We start from the raw sequence: 18,418 nt of genomic DNA on the forward strand, positions 1-18,418 counted from the left end.
AGACTCAGCGGATGTTTGTTTCGGGCTTATAGTCTCGCCGCGGCGACAGAGTATCCATCAGCCGCTCCAGTGGGCATGGCCTCATCGGTCTGCGGTGGTGTATGACAATGGGCTTTCCTGAAACATCATTTTACATCCGCATCGCGCCTCTCTATGATCGGTCGCCTGGAGATGGCATTCCTCCTTGACCCAACCGCTGCGTTCCGCAGCTGATGATGCCTACAGACACCTGGTCAACTCAGGGCTGTAGGCGTTCGCGCATAAACTCCCTCGTTGATCCGGCCCCTTTGGTTTTTTGTGGCTGATTCCATGTTCCCGATCAAGCGCCCTGAACAACTCGACCTTATCCCGTACCTGATCAAATGGTTGCTGCTCGCCAGCCTGGTGGCCGTGCTCGCCGGCAGTGCGTCGGCGCTGTTCCTGTTCTCGCTGGACAACGCCACCGCGTGGCGCGAAGCCCATCGCTGGATCATCTGGCTGTTGCCCTTGGCGGGGTTTGCAGTAGGGTTGGTGTACCACTGGGTGGGCAAGCCGGTGGATGGCGGCAATAACCTGTTGATCGACGAAATCCACGATCCCAAAAAAGTAGTGCCGTTGCGCATGGTGCCGCTGGTGCTGGGCGGCACGCTGGTCTCTCACCTGTTTGGTGCCTCGGTCGGCCGTGAAGGCACCGCCGTACAGATGGGCGGGGCGCTGGCAGACCAGCTGACCCGGGTGTTCCGCCTGCGGCGTGAAGATCGGCGCATCGTGTTGATGGCGGGCATCAGTGCCGGCTTTGCGTCGGTCTTCGGCACACCGCTGGCGGGGGCCTTGTTCGGCCTGGAGGTGCTGGCCATCGGGCGCATGCGCTATGACGCGCTGTTCCCCTGTGTCGTCGCTGCCATCGTGGCCGACCAGGTCGGCCTGGCCTGGGGCGTGGTGCACACCCATTACCCCATTGGCGAAGTGGTGCCGGTGTCACTGTGGAGTGTGTTGGCGGTGGCTGCGGCGGGCGTGGTGTTTGGGTTAGTGGGGATGCTGTTTGCCACCGCGGCCCACCGTCTGGGTGCGTGGGTCAAGCGCATGATTCCCTACGGGCCGCTGCGGCCGTTGCTCGGCGGCGTGGTCATCGCCGTGGCGGTGTGGGCCCTGGACGCCTACGCCTACATCGGCCTGGGTATTCCGAGTATCGTGCAATCCTTCAATGTGCCGATGGCGCCGTGGGATTGGCTGGGCAAGCTGGTGTTCACCGTGGTTTCCCTGGGCAGCGGTTTCAAGGGCGGGGAGGTCACACCGTTGTTCTATATCGGCGCTACCCTGGGCAATGCCTTGGCACCGTTGCTGCACCTGCCCTTTGCGATGCTCGCGGGCATCGGTTTTGTGGCGGTGTTTGCCGGTGCGGCGAACACGCCGCTGGCGACTATCGTGATGGCCATGGAACTGTTCGGCCCGGACATTGCGCCCTTGGCCGCCATCGCCTGCATCGCCAGTTACCTGGTCTCCGGGCACACTGGCATTTATCACGCCCAGCGCATCGGCCATGCCAAGCATGAGCGTTTCAAACAGGAGCCCAAGTGAGTCTATGAATGCATTGCTGGAAACCCGCGCCCTTACGCGCCTGGATGAACGCCGAGGCGTGGCATTGTTGCAGCCGACCCATTTCACCTTGAACGCCGCCGACCGCGTGTCGATCACCGGCGCGTCCGGCTCTGGTAAAAGTGTGTTCCTGCGCGCACTGGCCTTGCTGGATGCGCCCAGCTCCGGGCAGATCCTGTGGAACGGCCAGCCGATCAGCAACGCGCAGATTCCCCATTACCGGTGCCACATCAGCTACCTGTCCCAGCGCCCGGCGCTGCTGGAGGGCACGGTGGAAGACAACCTGCGTTTCCCTTTCAGCCTCAAGACCTCGCGCAACCGCAGTTTCAACCTGGCCACGGTCACCACCTTGCTGGAGCACGCCGGCAAGGCGCCGGACTTCCTGGTCAAGCGTGCCGCCGACCTATCGGGCGGTGAGTCCCAGGTGGTCTCGCTGATCCGCACCCTGCAACTCAATCCTGAAGTGCTGTTGCTCGACGAACCCACCGCGGCCCTCGACCCTGCGTCGTCCCGTGAGGTAGAAGCGCTGATCGATGCCTGGTTTGCCGCAGACCGCTCTCGCGCCTGTATTTGGGTCTCCCACGACCTGGACCAGGCCCGGCGCATGAGCGACATCCATTTGCAGATGAGTGCCGGCGTGCTGGGCACGGCGGTGCAGCCATGAACTATCACAACCTCACCGCGCTGGACATGGGCATTGCTGCCTCGCTGATCCTGATTAACGGCGCGCTGTCGCTGCTGCTGCGATTGGGCCTGGAGCGCCAGTTGCTATGGGCGGCAGTGCGCACCGTGGTGCAACTGCTGGCGATTGGTTACCTGTTGGGCTGGGTGTTCGAGTTTGCCTATTGGTATGTGGTGCTGCCGTTGATGTGCGCGATGACCTTGATTGCCGGTGTCTCGGCGGCGGGCCGGGGGCGGCGCACGTACAAGGGCCAGCGGGTCGACAGCATTGTGTCGGTGTGGGGCAGCTCGTGGCTGGTCACGGCGGTGGGGCTGTTTGCGGTGATCCGCATTCACCCGTGGTATGAGCCGCAGTACGCAATCCCGATTCTTGGCATGATTTTGGGCAATACCCTGACCGGTGTGTCCCTGGGCATAGAGCGCATGACCCAGGAACTCACCTCGGGGCGCAACACCATCGAGATGATCCTGGCCTTGGGTGGTTCACGCTGGGAGGCCGCCCAGGAAGCCATCCGCCAGGCCGTGCGTGCCGGGATGATCCCAACGCTGAACCAGATGACCGTGGTGGGCATCGTCAGCCTGCCGGGCATGATGACCGGCCAGGTGCTGGCCGGGGAAAGCCCGGTGGACGCGGTGCGTTATCAGATCGTGATCATGTTCCTGATCGCCGCCTCGTCGGCGTTGGGCACGGTGGGTGCGGTGCTGCTCACCTACCGCCGGTTGTTCTCCACCAGCCACCGCTTTTTGCGCGACCGCCTGCAAGAGCGCTGACCCCTGCAGGAGCCAGGCCCCACAGGGGATGGTAAACCTGTAGGAGCCGGCTTGCCGGCGATGGCGGCCTGCCGGGTGGCATCTGTGTTGGTTGAACTACCGCGATCGCTGGCAAGCCAGCTCCTACACAAGCCAGCGCCCGCTGGGCTAGTCCGGCACGCCGAAGTCCAGCACCACTTTCATCGCCTGGGTCTTGTCCGCTGCCAGCTCGAACGCCTGCACGGCATCGCCGAACGGCACGGTGTGGGAGATCACCGGGCGTACGTCGATGATGCGGCGGTTGAGCAAATCCACGGCCTGGGCGAATTCCGGGTGGAAGCGGAAGGTGCCACGCAGGTCGATCTCGCGGCTCACCAGCAGGTTGAGCGGCAGCGACACATCGCCGCCGAGGCCGACGGTGACCAGCACGCCACGCGGGGCGATGCATTCCAGGCCGTTGCGCAGGGCCTGGGCACTGCCGGATACCTCGAACATCACGTCGAAGTAACCCTTCTCTGCGGTATAGCGCTTAAGTGCGTCGGCGCCATCGGCCAGGTTGTGGGTGCGCGTGGCGCCCATTTTTTCGGCGCAGGCGAGGGCGCTGGCGGACAGGTCCACGGCAACGATCTCACCGGCGCCCGCCGCGCGCAGGCTGCCGATCAGCAGGTTGCCGATGGGCCCGCAGCCGGTCACCAGCACCCGCTTGCCAAACACCGCGCCAGCGCGCTGGATCGCGTGCAAGCCCACCGACAACGGCTCGGCCAATGCCCCTTCGGCGAGGCTGACTTCATCGGCCAGCACGTGGGCCTGATGGGTCTCTATCACCAGGCTCTGGCGAAACGCACCCTGGATATGCGGGTAGGGCATTGCGCTGCCGTAGAAGCGCATGTTCAGGCAATGGTTGGGCAAGCCTTGGTGACAATAACGGCAGCCGCCGCAAGGGCGCGAAGGCGACACCGCAATACGCTGGCCGACCTTGAACGCGTCGGCGTCACGGCCCACCGCGTCGATCACCGCCGACACTTCATGGCCGAGCACCATCGGCTCGCGCAGGCGCACAGTGCCGAAACCGCCGTGCTGGTAGTAATGCAGGTCCGAGCCGCAGATGCCGCCCCGGGCAATGCGCACGCGCAGTTGGTCGGGGGCGAGGGTTTGCGGGTCATCCTGGGGATCGACCCGCAGGTCTTTCGAGGCGTGGCAGACAATGGCGTGCATAAGGTTCTCCAGGATTACAGCGACGCGGTGATGCCACCGTCGACGTACAGAATATGACCGTTAACGAAGCTCGCCGCATCGCTGGCAAGAAACACCGCTGCGCCCGCCAGCTCCTCGACATCGCCCCACCGCCGGCTTGGGGTGCGTTGCACCAGCCAGTCGCTGAACTCGGGGTTGGCCACCAGGTTGGCGTTAAGCTCGGTCTTGAAGTAGCCCGGGCCGATACCGTTGACCGTCAAACCGTGCGGGCCCCAGTCGATGGCCATGCCCTTGGTGAGCATTTTCAGCGCGCCCTTGCTCGCGGCATACGGCGCGATGCCCGGGCGGCCCAGTTCGCTTTGCACCGAGCAGATGTTGATGATGCGCCCGCGTTTGCGCGGGATCATCGCCCGTGCCACCGCCTGGCCCACCAGGAACGCACTGTCGAGGTTGGTGCTGATCAGCTCGCGCCAGTGCTGCTCGCTGTAGTCTTCCAGCGGGCCGCGGCGTTGCATGCCGGCGTTGTTCACCAGGATCTCCAGCGGGCCCAGGCGTTCTTCGATGTCGGCCACGGCGGCCTGGATTGCCGCGCTGTCGGTCACGTCGAATGCCTGGGTGTGTACCTGCAGGCCTTCGGCAGTGAGCAGGGCCGCCGCGTCGCGCAAGGTGCTGCGGTTGCGCCCGTTGAGCACCACCTGCGCGCCGGCCTGGGCCAGGCCACGGGCAATCGCCAGGCCGATCCCGGCGCTGGAACCGGTGACCAGCGCGAGCCGGCCATCGAGGCGGAAATTGTCTAAAACGCTTCTCATGGGTTACCTCTCCTAACGCTTCACACCACCAACGACAGCAGCATGATGAACCCCAGGGCGGCGAAGGAGAGCACGGTCTCCATCAGCGTCCAGGTCTTGAAAGTCTCGACGACGGTCATGTTGAAGTACTGCTTGACCAGCCAGAAACCGGCGTCGTTGACGTGGGACAGCACCAGGGAACCGGCGCCCGTGGCGAGCACCAGCAGCTCGCGGTTCACCCCCGGCATCAGGCCGATGACCGGTGCAACAATGCCCGCGCCGGTGATGGTCGCAACCGTTGCCGAGCCGGTCGCCACGCGAATCACTGCCGCCACCAGCCATGCCAGCAGGATCGGCGAAATCTCGGCACGCACCGCCATATGCCCGATCACATCACCGACGCCGCTGGCCACCAGCATCTGCTTGAAGCCACCGCCCGCGCCGACGATCATCACAATCGCGGCGGTGGGGGCCAGGCTCGAATCCAGCAGTTTGCTCAGTTGCTCCCGCGAGAACCCGCGCGCCGCCCCAAAGGTATAGAACGCCAGCAACAAGGCCGCGAGCAGGGCGGTGATGGGGTGGCCGATAAAATCCATCCACACCCGGAAGGTGGCGTCGGCGGCGAAGGCCACGTCGGCGAAGGTCTTGAGCAACATCAGCACCACGGGCAGCAGGATGGTGATGACGGTAATCCCGAAGCCCGGCAGGTTGTCACCCGAGGACTCCTTGGCCAGTTGCTCCATCAGTTCATCCGAGGCCTTGCCCGGCACATAGCGCGAAATCAGGTTGCCAAACAACGGCCCGGCAATCACCGCCGTGGGCAGCCCGACGACCAGCCCGTAGAAAATTGTCTTGCCGATATCGGCGCCGAAGATGCCGATGGCCAGCAACGGCCCCGGGTGCGGCGGCACCAGCCCGTGCACCACCGACAGGCCGGCGAGCAGCGGCATGCCGACCTTGATCAGCGACAGCCCGGTGCGCCGCGCCACGATGAACACCAAGGGAATCAGCAACACGAAGCCGATTTCAAAAAACAGCGGAATGCCCACCAGGAACGCCGAAAACATCATCGCCCAGTGCACACGCTGTTTGCCGAAGGCGCGGATCAGGGTGCGGGCGATTTGGTCGGCACCGCCGGAGTCGGCCATCAACTTGCCGAGCATGGTGCCCAGGCCGAGGATGATGCCGACGAAGCCCAGTACACCGCCAAAACCGTCCTGGAACGACTTCATGACCTTATCCACCGGCATGCCGGAAGTCAGGCCGAGGAAGCCTGCGGCCACGGTCAGGGCGACAAAGGGGTGGACCTTGAGGTGGGTGATCAACAATATCAATCCGATAATCGTGACCAGCGCATCGAGCAGCAGATAAGTGTCGTTAGCCATGCCGAGCATGGTGCCTCCTTGTTCTCATTGTTATAGGCCAGGCCCTGTCATATCGTGTATGACAGGGTGTTACTTCACCGCAGGCGCAGGCGAGCGTCCAATTTTCATTTGTGATCGGGTGATCAATGTTTGTGATAAGCAGGCTGAATTGATGGAGCTCAAGCACTTGCGCGCCTTTGTGGTGCTGGCCCAGGAACTGCATTTCGGCCGGGCGGCGGCGCAGCTTTCGATCGTGCAACCGGCGTTGAGCATGCAGATCAAATTGCTGGAGAGTGGCCTGGGCGTGCGCTTGCTGGACCGCAACCGCCACTCGGTAACCCTGACCGATGCAGGCCGGGCGTTTCTGCCCGAGGCCCAGGCCACCTTGCACCAGGCGGCGCGTGCGGCGGACGCGGCGCGGGCGTCCAACCGTGGCGAAATCGGTCGGGTGCGTTTGGGGTTTGTGTCGTCGGTGCTGCCGCAACTATTGCCCGAATTGATCCGCGCCGTGCACCAGCGCTACCCGCGCATCGAGCTGGAACTCAAGGACATGCCCGGGCCGGACCAGGCGGCCGCGCTGAAGAACGGCCTGCTGGACTTCGGCCTGATGCGCCTGCCCGCCAGCCACCCCGGCGTGCAGACCCGCGCGGTGCTGCACGAGCACTTCTGCGTGGCGTTGCCGGTGGATCACCCGCTGGCGTCCAAGGCCTGCCTGCATCCCGCCGACCTGCTCCAGGTGCCGGTGTACATCCTGGCGCGTCGCTATGCGCCGGGTTTTTACGACGAATTCATCCAGGCGGTGGGCCTGCCCCTGGCGATCGCCTCCGAGTTGGGCGAGTTCACTACCATGCTTGCGCTGGTGTCTGCCGGGTTGGGCGTGGGTGTGTTGCCTCAGCAGGCGGCACGGGCACTGCCGGCCAATTGCGTGTCGCGGCCCTTGGAGCTGGGCGCGTTCCAGGCTTGCACCGGCCTGGCCTGGACCGAGCTGGACAGCGCGGTGAAGACCACCGTGTTCAACCTGATCGTGGAATTGTTTGGCGAGTAATTGTTTCGCCCGATGAAATGCTGGATTGTAAATCCTGGTGATTCCAACGGCCGAGGCAGCGGTAGACGATGCGAGGCGTCGATCACCCACGCTTTTGGAGCTTTTCATGATCAAGCTTTATGGTTTCCCGTTGTCCGGTCATTCCCACCGGGTCGAGCTGATGTTGTCCCTGCTGGGCCTGCCCACCGAATTTGTGCTGGTGGACCTCAAGGTCGGCGCGCAAAAAGCCCCGGACTATATCGCCACGATCAACAGTTTTGGCCAGGTGCCGGCGATTGATGACAACGGTGTGGTACTGGCCGACTCCAACGCGATCCTGGTGTACCTCGCAAACACCTACGGCAAGGGCCAATGGTTGCCGAGCGACGCGGCGGGGCAAGCGCGGGTGCAGCGCTGGTTGTCGGCGGCAGCGGGCCAACTGAGCGCCGGGCCTGCGGCGGCGCGGTTGGCCACAGTGTTTGGTGCCGAGGTCGACACCGTCGCCACCATTGCCCGGTCCCATGCCTTGCTGACACTGGTGGAAGCACAGCTGAGCCAGAGCCGCTTCCTGGCCAGTGAGCAACCCACGATTGCCGATATCGCGTTCTACACCTACGTGGCCCATGCGCCGGAAGGCAATGTGTCGTTGGCCGACTACCCTCATGTACGCGCCTGGCTCGCCAACATCGAAGCGCTGCCTGGGTTTGTCGGCATGCCGCGCACGGCGGTGGGTTTGCAGGCGCAATAGCGAGTTGTTTGATAAGGGGAACCGATGGACCGATTTCACGAAATGCAGGTGTTCCTGGCGGTGGCCGAGGAGGAGGGCTTTGCCGCGGCGGCGCGTCGCCTGAAAACCTCGCCGCCCAGCGTGACCCGCGCCATCGCCGCCATGGAAGAGCGCATCGGCACCCAACTGCTGGCGCGCACCACCCGCAGTCTGCACCTCACCGAAGCCGGCCAGCGTTATCTGGAAGATTGCCGACGCATCCTGGCGGAACTCGATGAGGCCGAGGAAGCGGCGGCGGGTAGTTATTCCATCCCCTGTGGCCACCTGACCGTGACCGCGCCGGTGCTGTTTGGCGAGCTGTATGTGGCGCCGGTCTTGGGGGATTACCTGGACCGGTTTCCCTTGGTCAACATCAACGCCTTGCTGGTCGACCGTGTGGTCAACATGACCGACGAAGGTGTGGATGTGGCGGTGCGCATCGGCCATCTGCACGAGCCCGGGCAGCAGGCGATCAAGGTGGGCGAAGTGCGCCGAGTGGTGTGCGCCTCGCCGGCTTATCTGCAACAGCACGGGCGACCCAGCCATCCGTCGCAGTTGCGTGAGGCCAAGATCGCCACGTCGTCGTCCAGCCAGTTGGTCAGCGAGTGGGGATTTATCGAGGCGGGCCAGCCGTTGACGGTGCCCATCGAGCCGCGCCTGGTGGTCACGGCGAACAACGCGGCGATCAACCTGGCACGGTTGGGCTGGGGCATGACGCGCGTGTTGTCCTATCAGGTGGCGGCCGCCGTGGCAGTCGGTGAGCTGGAAGTGGTGCTCGAAGCCTTCGAACCGCCGCCGCTGCCGATCCAGGTGGTGTTCCAGAAGAGCGGCCGCGTGCCGGCCAAGATCAACACCTTTGTCGATTTCCTCAGCCATCGCCTGGGCCAGGACGCTGCCCTGAACCCGGCGATGAAACGGCGCAGTTGATGGAGCGCTATCGCGACATGCAGCTGTTCGGCGCCCTGGCCGGGCAACCGAGCCTGGCGTCGGCGGCGCGTTGCGCGCAGGTGTCGGGCCCGACCCTGGTCCGCGCGGTGGCCCGCCTGGAAGCGCGTTTGCGCGTGCCGTTGCTGGCCCGCAGCACCCGTGGCGTGAGCCTCACCGACGCCGGCAGTGCCTACCTGGCCGACTGCGTGCGCCTGCTTGCGGCCGTGGACGCCGCCGAAGCCTCGGCCAAAGGCTTGCATGTGCAGGCCCAGGGCAACCTGCGGGTGTTCTTGCCGTTTTTGTTCAGCCGCTATGTGATGGCGCCGGTGTTGGCCAGTTACCTGGATCGCTATCCCGAGGTAAACCTGGTCGCTCACTACCATGACTATTACCCGAACCTGCACGAAGAAGGGCTCGACGTGGCCATCCTCGTCGGCGAGCTGCCCGACTCGGCGTTGATTGCCCGGCCGGTGGGGCGGGTGCGGCCTATCCTCTGCGCCAGCCCCGATTACCTCGCGGCTCACGGCGAGCCCCAACGCCCGGACGACCTCAAGCGGCATCGGCTGATTGCCGGTGCCGATCAAGTGCACTGGGATTTCCAGGGCTATCAACTCAAGGCCCGCGCCCGCCTGGGCTGTGCCACGGTGCAAGGCGCAATCAACGCGGCTGTGCATGGCGCGGGGTTGATTCGTTGCCTGAGCTATCCGGTTCACGAACACCTGCAGAGTGGGCAGTTACGCCGTGTCTTGCCGGACTTTGAGCTGCCACCCCTGCCTGTGAATGTGGTGTACCGCGAAGGCCGTAACGCCCCCATGCGCGTGCGCAGCTTTGTCGACCACTGCGTGGCAGCGTTGCGCGAGCATCCGGCATTTCAGCTGGCGTAATAGTGGATTGCCTGGCGTGGTGATTCTCACGCCGGCTGGCAGGGCGCAGCATTGCGGTATCTACTCGGAGGTGCTCGCCATGAACCTGATCGAACAATCGCCCTGGCATGCCGGCGAACGGCAGATTCAAGAAGCCGTGGGTGTGGCTGACCGCATGGCGGTGGTCGGGCCCAAGGTGATCCGCGATCACCTGCCGGAACAGCATCGCGACTTCTACCCGTTGTTGCCCTACCTGCTGCTCGGCGTGGTAGACGAGCAGGGCATTCCCTGGGCGACGATGGTGGAAGGTGCGCCGGGGTTTGCCCATTCGCCGGACCCTTACACCTTGCAGGTCGACAGCCTGCCGTCGATGAGCGACCCAGCCCGCACCGCGTTTCGCCCGGGCGCTGCGGTGGGCTTGTTGGGCATCGACCTCAACACCCGTCGCCGCAACCGCATGAACGGCCGGATTGGCGCCCTTGATCACGACGGCTTTTCAATCGACGTGGTGCAGACCTACGGCAACTGCCCCAAATACATCCAACTGCGCCCGGTCGACGCGATCGCCCGCAAGCCCGGCAGCGTGGTGGAGCGCATCGATGGGCTGGACGATACAGCCCGCGCCATGATCCGCGACGCGGATACATTCTTCGTCGCCAGCTACGTGGACGTGCAAGGCGAACGCTCGGTGGATGTGTCTCATCGAGGCGGCAATACCGGCTTTGTGCGCGTCGACGGCAACGTCCTGACCATCCCCGACTTTGCCGGCAACCAGTTCTTCAACACCCTGGGCAACTTGCAGGCCAACCCGGTGGCGGGGTTGTTGTTCATCGACTTTGAGTCGGGCGATGTATTGCAGCTAACCGGGCGTACCGCGTTGATCCTCGAAGGCCCTGAAGTGGCGCAGTTTGAAGGGGCACAACGGCTGTGGACTGTGACCGTGGAACACATGATCCGACGTCCCGGAGCATTGGCGTTGCGCTGGCAGTTTGCCGAGTTTTCACCGTTCAGCCTGGCCATGGGGCCCTGGTAACCTGACTAAAGATGACCTGTAGTGAGCGAGCTTGTCTCGCGCGGCGGCGTATCAGGCCCCTTATTTACACCTGACACACCGCCGCGCGAGGCAAGCTCGCTCACTACAAGTGTGGCGGGATATTGAACCGGCAGAGTGCGTGAGGCCGATGGGGTAGCCTTGTTTGCCTACCGACAACAGCGGGCGGCGATGAGGCCCCTGAAATCAACGTTGCTCTCACGGGCGACATCGCCGGCAAGCCGGCTCCTACAGGGGTTGGTCATTGCCGGCAAGGTGCGGTCAATAGCGGATCATCACCGACTTCAGCTCGGTGTAGTCCTCGATGAACGCGCCCCCAAATTCCCGCCCAACCCCCGAAGACCGGTTGCCACCAAACGGCACGGCCGGGTCGAGCAGGGTGTGCATGTTCACCCACAGGGTGCCGGCGTTGATGGCCGGCACCATGCGCAGGGCCTTGCCCAAATCGTTGGTCCACAGGCTGGCGCTGAGGCCGTAGGGGCTGTTGTTCATCAGCGCGAGCAGTTCGTCTTCGCTGTCGTAGGCCAGGAAGGTGGCGATGGGGCCGAAGGTTTCCTCGTTGAGCAAGGTGTCGGCGGCGCTGTTGGCGAGGATCACCGTGGGTTCGATGTAGCAGCCGGGGCGGTCGATGAGGGTGCCGCCGTGGATGATCGTGTTGTGCTCGGCGCGCGCCCGGTCGATGTAGCCGAGCAGTTTCATCTGGTGCTGCTGGTGGGTGACCGGGCCGAACTCGGTGCGTTCATCCAGGGGCGAGCCGATGGTCAGGCGGCTGAGGCGCTGGCTCAGGGTGCCCAGCACTGCGTCGATCTGCGAGCGGTGCACGTAGAAGCGCTCGGCCGCCGCGCAGATTTGCCCCGAGTGCAAGAAGCCCGCCTCAAGGATGCCGTCCACCGCCTTGTCCACGTCCACGTCGCGCAGGAACCCCGCTGCATTCTTGCCGCCCAGTTCCAGGGTCGCACGGGTGAGGCCGGCGCCCATGGCGCTGCGGCCCACGGCAATGCCGGTGGGCACCGAGCCGGTGAAAGACACCTTGTGCGTGCCCGGATGTTCCACCAGGCCTTTGCCGACGTGGCCGCTGCCGGTCAACACATTGAGTACACCAGCCGGCAGCCCGGCTTCGATGGCCAGTTCGGCAATGCGCAAGATCGTCAGCGGCGTGAACTCGCTGGGCTTGATGATGATGCTGCAGCCGGTCACCAGCGCCGAGGCGAGTTTCCAGATGGCGATCATGGTCGAGAAATTCCACGGCACGATGCCCACCACCACGCCCACCGGCTCGCGCAGGGTGAATGCGGTGTAGCGCTCGCCGTTGAAGGAGGGCAGCGACGGGGTGATCGTCTGGCCGCTGAGCTTGGTAGCCCAGCCGGCGTAATAACGCAGGAAGTGCGCCGCCTGGTCGACTTCGAAGGCTCGGGAAATCTGGATGATCTTGCCCGACTGGCACGTCTCGATCTGGGCCAGTTCCTCGCGGTTGCGCTCGAGCAAATCCGCCAGCTTGAGCAACACGTTGCCACGGGTTGCCGGTGCAGCCTGTGACCACAACTTGAAGCCGCGGTTGGCGGAGTCTACCGCCGCATCGATATCTGCCAGGTCTGCATCGGCCACTTGGGCGATGACTTGCCCAGTGGCCGGGTTGGTCACGGCCAGCGTCTGGCTGGAATGGCTGCGCACATTGGCGCCGTCGATGAACAGCCCGTGGGGCCGGCGCAAAAAGGCTTCGACGTGAGGCAGCAGCGGGATATCGCTCATGGCAGGTTTCCTGGCAGTTCACAAAAGAAAACCCGAGGGTAACCAGCGGGCGGCCCGGCGAGCTTGTCTGTGCCTGCCGCGTCCCATGTCTGTGGCTGCCAGCGCCATGGAAAGTACAACCTCTCCTGTGGAACGTGCATTTTCCGGGCGCGCGGTCCCCTCGATACTGGCTCTGCATCAGGCGTCGTTCCGCGACTCGGAGCGTCTGCCCGACTTCCAATAATAAGCAGGGCCGTCCATGAAAAAGCCAAACCCGCTCCTTGAAGACCTCAAGCCACTCCTGCCCCTGATTGCGGCGAATGCCAGCCGTGCCGAACAACAGCGCCAGGTGCCGGATGAAAACATCGCACGGCTCAAAAGCATCGGCCTGCACCGTGCCTTCCAGCCCAAGGCCTTTGGTGGCCTGGAACTCTCGCTGCCCGAGTTTGCCGAGTGCATCGCCGCGCTTGCCGGCAGTTGCGCCAGCACCGCCTGGGCCATGAGTTTGCTGTGTACCCACAGCCATCAATTGGCGCTGTTTTCGGCGCAGTTGCAGCAAGAAATCTGGGGCGAAAACCCCGACGCCACGGCCAGCAGCAGTATTGCGCCGTTCGGCCGGGTGGTGGAGGGCGAGGGCGGTGTGCATTTCAGCGGTGAAATGGGCTGGAGCAGCGGCTGTGACCATGGCGAGTGGGCGATTGTCGGCTGCCGTCGGCAGAACACCGAGGGCGGCCAGGATTACTGCTTTGCCGTGCTGCCACGCAGCGACTACCAGATTCGTGACGACTGGTACGCGGCCGGCATGAAAGGCAGCGGCACCAAGACCCTGGTCATCGACAACGCCTGGGTGCCCGAGCATCGCATCCAGAAGGCCAAGGACATGATGGAGGGTAAGTCCGCAGGTTTTGGCCTGTATCCCGACAGCCCGATTTTCTACGCGCCGTACCGCCCGTATTTCGCCAGTGGGTTCTCCACCGTGAGCCTGGGCATCGCCGAGCGCATGCTGGAAGTGTTCCGCGAAAAAACCAGCAACCGTGTGCGTGCCTACACCGGCGCTGCCGTCGGAGCGGCAACCCCAGCGTTGATGCGCCTCGCCGAGTCCACCCACCAGGTGGCTGCTGCCCGGGCGTTCCTGGAAAAAACCTGGCAGGACCACGCCGAACACAGCGCCGCCCACCGTTACCCCAGCCGCGAAACCCTGGCGTTCTGGCGCACCAACCAGGCCTACGCGACCAAGATGTGCATCGAGGCCGTGGACCGCCTGTTCGCCGCCGCAGGGGGCAACGCCTGGTTCGACCACAACGAAATGCAGCGCCTGTTCCGCGATTCCCACATGACCGGCGCCCATGCCTACACCGACTACGACGTCTGCGCGCAAATCCTCGGCCGTGAGCTGATGGGGCTGGAGCCCGACCCGAGCATGGTGTGACGGGTTCTTTCACTACAACAATGAGGGCGCCCGTTGCAGGGCGCCCGGGAGTCTTGCATGTCTGAGAGCAGCCTTTTCGACCCACGAGCGTTTCGCCGTGCCCTGGGCAACTTCGCCACCGGCGTGACCGTAGTCACCGCCGCCACCGCCTCCGGGCGCAAGGTGGGCGTGACCGCCAACAGTTTCAACTCGGTGTCCCTCGACCCGCCGCTGGTGCTGTGGAGTATCGACAAACGCTCCAACAGCCATGAGGTGTTCGAGGAAGCCAGCCACTTTGCGGTGAACGTGCTGGCGGCCGACCAGGTCCACCTGTCCAACAACTTTGCGCGCCCCCGTGAAGACCGCTTTGCCCTGATCGAATACGAACCGGGGGAGGGTGGCTCGCCGGTGTTTGCCGATTGTTCGGCGCGGTTCCACTGCGAGAAGTACCAGCAGGTAGACGGCGGCGATCACTGGATCATGATCGGCAAGGTGGTGGCCTTCGACGACTTCGGCCGCGCCCCGCTGCTGTATCACCAGGGGGCGTATGCCGAGGTTCAGGCGCTGCGTCCGTGCGCGCCCGAGGCGGCTCAGAACGGTACGGCCACCACCAGCTGACTGTAGACATTGGTGCCGTTGCCGCCGACCTGGTTGCCGCCGCTCGCGCCATCCTTGTCGGGTTTATAGAGACCCAGCAGCGGCGTGATGATCAGGTGCTCGTTCACCGCCCACTCGGCGTACAGGTCCAGCTCGCGGCCATCCAGGTTCAGTTGGTCGCGGGTGCTGACGGTGCTGTAGTCGAAGAACAGTGCGCCGAGGGTGAGGTTCTCCAGCGGCTTGACCTTGAGTGCCACGTGCTGCACGGCGGTGTTGCTGTTGTAGGGGCCGGAATAGTTGCCCGCCACTTCACCTTGCACCCAGGTGCCGTAACCCCGGTTGAAGCCGGAAAACATCCCGTCCCAATGGCTCGAATAGCGCGCGTAACGGTAGGTCAGGTCCGGTGACCAAGGCAGGTCGGCGAAGGTGTAGCCGGCCTCGGCATAGCCGGCGTTCTGCTGGCTGTCGCGGCGGTCCTGGCGGGCCAGTTCGAAGGCGAAATGCGCGTTGTCGATGCCGGCGTTGCCGGCGCCGCGCACGCTGTAGAGGTTCATGCCTTTGCGCTGGCGCTGCAGGTCGGTGGCGAAGCGTTCGTCGACGTCGATGCCATGAATATAGGTGAGCCCCAGGGTGCCGGGAGCGGCGCTGTATTCCAGGGTGCCGGCCGCCATCTCGGTCATGGCCTGGGCCGGGTTGTCGGACTTGATCCACATCAGGCTGCCATGCACGCCATCTTTGCCACCGAGGCGAATCACGGCGGTCTTGTCAAACGCATGCCGCGCGGCAATGTAGTAGGCGCCGCCACGATTGAATTCCCCATTGCCCACGCCCTTGCCCAGGTTGGGGCCGTCGTCGTTGACGATAAAACCGTCCCCCAGGGTGATGATCTGCCGGCCGAACGACAGGTCCAGGCCGTCCTTGCCCAGCGCCGGGAACAGGTCACCGGAGCGCCAGCCAGCGAAGGCTTCGTCAAACTTGGTGGTGCGCTCTTTGCCCGTGGTCACCCCGGAGGCATCGCCGTCGCCCCAGGTGCCGGAACTCACCAGGTTGGCCGTGCCGTACACGCCGCCAAAGCTGCCCAGGCTTTGTTCCACGCTCAAGCCGTACTTGATGAACGCCTCGCGCCAGGTGGAACCGCCGCTGCGCCCGTCGTAGTTTTTCGGGCTGTTGAACATCCCGTACACGGCGAGGAAGTTGCCGGTGACCTTGGTGTCGGCGTCGGCGTACAACTCGATCGCCTGGGCCTGGCCCACCAGCAACGCAATGCCCAGGCCGACCGCCTGACGCAGGCGGCGATTTTTCAGTGTGTGCTCCATTGTTATTGTCCCCAGCTTGGTTAAGAGTGAGGGCGCATTAGGGCGAGCGGTGGGAGGCCAAGTCTTTCATTTGCGTGCCAGGGAATTGACCCAGGCCGCCACGCTGCACGCCGTGGCAGGGAGCAACAAAAGCGCCGGCAGACAGGGGCAAGACGATCAACTCGAGTGGGGCGCAGAGTGATTGCACATTAAAAAAACCGTCTACGAGGACCCCACCATGTCGATCAACGACCGACTCACCGCGCACCTCAACCGGGGCACGGTCGGTTTCCCCACCGCGCTGGCCAGCACCATTGGCCTGATCATGGCCAGCCCGGTGATTCTTACCGCCACCATGGGCTTCGGCATCGGCGGCAGCGCGTTCGCCCTGGCGATGCTGATCGCCGTGGTGATGATGCTGGCCCAGGCCACCACCTTCGCCGAGGCGGCGTCGATCCTGCCCACCACCGGTTCGGTGTACGACTACATCAACTGCGGCATGGGGCGGTTCTTTGCGATCACCGGCACCTTGTCGGCGTACCTGATCGTGCATGTGTTCGCCGGCACCGCCGAGACCATCCTGTCCGGCGTCATGGCCCTGGTGAACTTCGAACACCTCAACACCCTGGCAGAATCGGCCGGTGGTTCATGGCTGCTGGGCGTGGGCTTCGTGATCGTCTTTGGTGTGCTGAACGCCTTCGGCGTGAGCGCGTTTGGCCGCGCGGAAATCATCCTCACTTTCGGCATGTGGACCACCCTCATGGTGTTCGGCGTGCTCGGCCTGATCGCCGCGCCTGCCGTGCAGTTGGAGGGCTGGTTCGGCGAGTCGCTGGTGGGCACCGACCTGGTCACCGTGCTGTCGCTGGTGGGCATGGCGATGTTCATGTTTGTCGGCTGCGAGTTCGTCACCCCTCTGGCACCGGACCTGCGCCAATCGGCCAAGGTCATGCCGCGCGCGATGATGCTGGGGCTGATGGGCGTGGCCACGTGCATGTTCATCTACGGCGCCGCGATGAAACGCCAGGTGGAAAACGTGGTGCTCGACGCTGCCAGTGGCGTACACCTGCTGGACACGCCGATGGCCATCCCCAAATTCGCCGAGCAAGTGATGGGCCAAATCGGCCCACTGTGGTTGGGCATCGGCTTCCTGTTTGCCGGTGCGGCCACCATCAACACCTTGATGGCCGGCGTGCCGCGCATCCTCTACGGCATGGCGGTGGACGGCGCGTTGCCCAAGGTCTTCACCTACCTGCACCCGCGCTTCAAGACACCGCTGCTGTGCATCCTCGTGGCGATGCTGATTCCCTGCCTGCACGCCCTGTACCTGGGCGGCAACACTGACAACATCATGCACCTGGTGCTGGCGGCGGTGTGCGCCTGGAGCTTTGCCTACCTGCTGGTGACAGTGTCAGTGGTGAGCCTGCGCATCCGCCGGCCAGACCTGCCACGGGCCTACCGTTCGCCGTGGTTCCCGTTGCCGCAGATCGTGTCGAGCATCGGCATCCTGCTCGGCATGTGGTTCATCACCCCACCCGGCATGAACCCTGCCGACATCTACATCCCCTTCGGCGTCATGCTCGCCGGCACGGCGGCCTACGCCTTGTTTTGGACCCTCGTGGTGCACAAGGTCAACCCCTTCAAGCCCGCCTCCGTCGAGGACGTATTGGCCAAGGAATTCAGCAACGAACCGGAGCAGCCCCATGATGGTTACAACGACTTTGCGGCAAAGACTGTCTGACCTGCTCCGCGCCGACCGCGCCCCCGCCGGCTACCGCCCCGGCGTGACCCTGGCGCACCTGCGCCGCAACCTCGGGCTGGCCACACTGGAAGTGGACGGCGTGGCGTTCGAGATCATCGAACGCACCGAATCCCAACTGTTGATGCACCTGGTGCTGACCGAATTCGTGCTGCGCCTACCTGCTGCCACAGAGGGCAGCGCACGCTACGAGGTGCACCACCGCGGCGCGATTCGACGAAGTGGCCTGCACGTGCGCCACCGCAGCGGCAACCAGGCCCTGGCGGGTGAACTGCAGGCGCGACTGTTGGCAGACACCGCACTGTTCCAGGCCCTGATGCCACTGGACTTCAAACGCCTGCGCATCGACCTGAACAACCAGCAATGGTGCGTACGCCTTGAACACATGGGCGGCAGCGAAGTCGTCAATCGCCTGCCAGCGTTTCGGCGTTACATCACCCTGAGCCCACCACAGCGCACCCACCTCCTAACCACCCTGGCAGGCCTCCAAAGACTGCTGTCAAGCTTCTAAAACCACTCCCGATGCGAAGCGAGCGCCTTTGATCTTGCTCTTGATCTTGATCTTAGGCGCCCCGTCAAACACGCTGGCCGTAAGCCGACATGGATTTGGGGGGTAAACCGGCAAGGATGCCGGTTTAGCCGCCCCGCGCC

The 18,418-nt window shown here is 64.2% G+C and carries 16 protein-coding genes, 1 pseudogene and 1 riboswitch; of the genes and pseudogenes, 12 read left to right on the forward strand and 5 right to left on the reverse strand.

The window, feature by feature from the left end:
* Nucleotides 1–158 precede the first annotated feature (158 nt).
* Nucleotides 159–229, forward strand: a riboswitch (Fluoride riboswitch).
* A gap of 80 nt (nt 230–309) precedes the next feature.
* Genes HX792_RS28050 through fetB form a run of 3 tightly spaced genes read left to right on the forward strand, consistent with a single transcriptional unit; the run spans nt 310 to nt 3,027 of the window.
* Nucleotides 310–1,557, forward strand: coding sequence for a voltage-gated chloride channel family protein (locus HX792_RS28050; RefSeq protein WP_176999125.1), 1,248 nt, complete (start codon nt 310–312; stop codon nt 1,555–1,557).
* Between the two features lie 4 nt (nt 1,558–1,561).
* Complete coding sequence (locus HX792_RS28055) at nt 1,562–2,239, forward strand: ATP-binding cassette domain-containing protein (RefSeq protein ID WP_176999126.1); 678 nt, start codon at nt 1,562–1,564, stop codon at nt 2,237–2,239.
* On the forward strand, nt 2,236–3,027 hold the full coding sequence (fetB, locus tag HX792_RS28060; RefSeq protein ID WP_176999127.1) for an iron export ABC transporter permease subunit FetB: 792 nt from the start codon (nt 2,236–2,238) through the stop codon (nt 3,025–3,027). The genes HX792_RS28055 and fetB overlap by 4 nt, the downstream gene beginning before the upstream one ends.
* 147 nt (nt 3,028–3,174) lie before the next feature.
* Here the strand turns inward: fetB and HX792_RS28065 are convergent, their stop codons facing one another.
* From HX792_RS28065 to HX792_RS28075, 3 genes are read right to left on the reverse strand one after another with little or no spacing between them, the layout of a single operon-like run.
* Entirely contained in the window at nt 3,175–4,221 is a 1,047-nt protein-coding gene (locus HX792_RS28065) for an L-idonate 5-dehydrogenase (protein ID WP_176999128.1), read from the reverse strand.
* 14 nt (nt 4,222–4,235) lie between these two features.
* Nucleotides 4,236–5,009, reverse strand: coding sequence for a glucose 1-dehydrogenase (locus tag HX792_RS28070; RefSeq protein ID WP_176999129.1), 774 nt, complete (start codon nt 5,007–5,009; stop codon nt 4,236–4,238).
* Nucleotides 5,010–5,029: 20 nt separating this feature from the next.
* Nucleotides 5,030–6,382 (reverse strand): GntP family permease, encoded by a 1,353-nt coding sequence (locus tag HX792_RS28075; protein ID WP_176999130.1) that lies wholly within the window; start codon nt 6,380–6,382, stop codon nt 5,030–5,032.
* Between the two features lie 142 nt (nt 6,383–6,524).
* Here HX792_RS28075 and HX792_RS28080 point away from each other — a divergent pair, with 142 nt between their 5' ends.
* From HX792_RS28080 to HX792_RS28100, 5 genes are all read left to right on the forward strand, one after another.
* Complete coding sequence (locus HX792_RS28080) at nt 6,525–7,397, forward strand: LysR family transcriptional regulator (RefSeq protein ID WP_176999131.1); 873 nt, start codon at nt 6,525–6,527, stop codon at nt 7,395–7,397.
* Nucleotides 7,398–7,503: 106 nt separating this feature from the next.
* Entirely contained in the window at nt 7,504–8,124 is a 621-nt protein-coding gene (locus HX792_RS28085) for a glutathione S-transferase family protein (RefSeq protein ID WP_176999132.1), read from the forward strand.
* A gap of 24 nt (nt 8,125–8,148) precedes the next feature.
* Nucleotides 8,149–9,069 (forward strand): LysR family transcriptional regulator, encoded by a 921-nt coding sequence (locus tag HX792_RS28090; RefSeq protein ID WP_176999133.1) that lies wholly within the window; start codon nt 8,149–8,151, stop codon nt 9,067–9,069.
* Nucleotides 9,069–9,953 (forward strand): LysR family transcriptional regulator, encoded by an 885-nt coding sequence (locus HX792_RS28095; RefSeq protein ID WP_176999134.1) that lies wholly within the window; start codon nt 9,069–9,071, stop codon nt 9,951–9,953. The genes HX792_RS28090 and HX792_RS28095 overlap by 1 nt, the downstream gene beginning before the upstream one ends.
* A gap of 79 nt (nt 9,954–10,032) precedes the next feature.
* A complete protein-coding gene (locus tag HX792_RS28100; protein WP_176999135.1) occupies nt 10,033–10,965 on the forward strand; it encodes a pyridoxamine 5'-phosphate oxidase family protein in 933 nt (310 codons plus the stop codon).
* A gap of 279 nt (nt 10,966–11,244) precedes the next feature.
* Here HX792_RS28100 and HX792_RS28105 read toward each other — a convergent pair whose 3' ends face one another.
* On the reverse strand, nt 11,245–12,732 hold the full coding sequence (locus HX792_RS28105; protein ID WP_176999136.1) for an aldehyde dehydrogenase family protein: 1,488 nt from the start codon (nt 12,730–12,732) through the stop codon (nt 11,245–11,247).
* Between the two features lie 238 nt (nt 12,733–12,970).
* Between HX792_RS28105 and HX792_RS28110 the strand changes: the two genes are divergently transcribed.
* Entirely contained in the window at nt 12,971–14,140 is a 1,170-nt protein-coding gene (locus HX792_RS28110) for a p-hydroxyphenylacetate 3-hydroxylase oxygenase component (protein ID WP_176999137.1), read from the forward strand.
* A 57-nt stretch (nt 14,141–14,197) separates the two neighbouring features.
* Nucleotides 14,198–14,677 (forward strand): annotated as a pseudogene (locus HX792_RS28115) (flavin reductase family protein); the annotation flags it as partial.
* A 32-nt stretch (nt 14,678–14,709) separates the two neighbouring features.
* Here HX792_RS28115 and HX792_RS28120 read toward each other — a convergent pair.
* A complete protein-coding gene (locus HX792_RS28120) occupies nt 14,710–16,032 on the reverse strand; it encodes a hypothetical protein (protein WP_176999139.1) in 1,323 nt (440 codons plus the stop codon).
* A 217-nt stretch (nt 16,033–16,249) separates the two neighbouring features.
* On the opposite strand from HX792_RS28120, the gene HX792_RS28125 reads away from it, so the two are divergent.
* Both HX792_RS28125 and HX792_RS28130 read left to right on the forward strand, forming a co-directional pair.
* The gene (locus HX792_RS28125; RefSeq protein WP_176999140.1) at nt 16,250–17,749 is read left to right on the forward strand and encodes an APC family permease; all 1,500 of its coding nucleotides are present in this window, start codon (nt 16,250–16,252) and stop codon (nt 17,747–17,749) included.
* On the forward strand, nt 17,712–18,278 hold the full coding sequence (locus tag HX792_RS28130; protein WP_176999141.1) for a DUF3156 family protein: 567 nt from the start codon (nt 17,712–17,714) through the stop codon (nt 18,276–18,278). Before HX792_RS28125 ends, HX792_RS28130 begins: the two co-directional genes overlap by 38 nt.
* Nucleotides 18,279–18,418: the final 140 nt, after the last annotated feature.

It is taken from the genome of Pseudomonas sp. B6002 (assembly GCF_013385985.1).
Taxonomy (GTDB): Bacteria; Pseudomonadota; Gammaproteobacteria; order Pseudomonadales; family Pseudomonadaceae; genus Aquipseudomonas.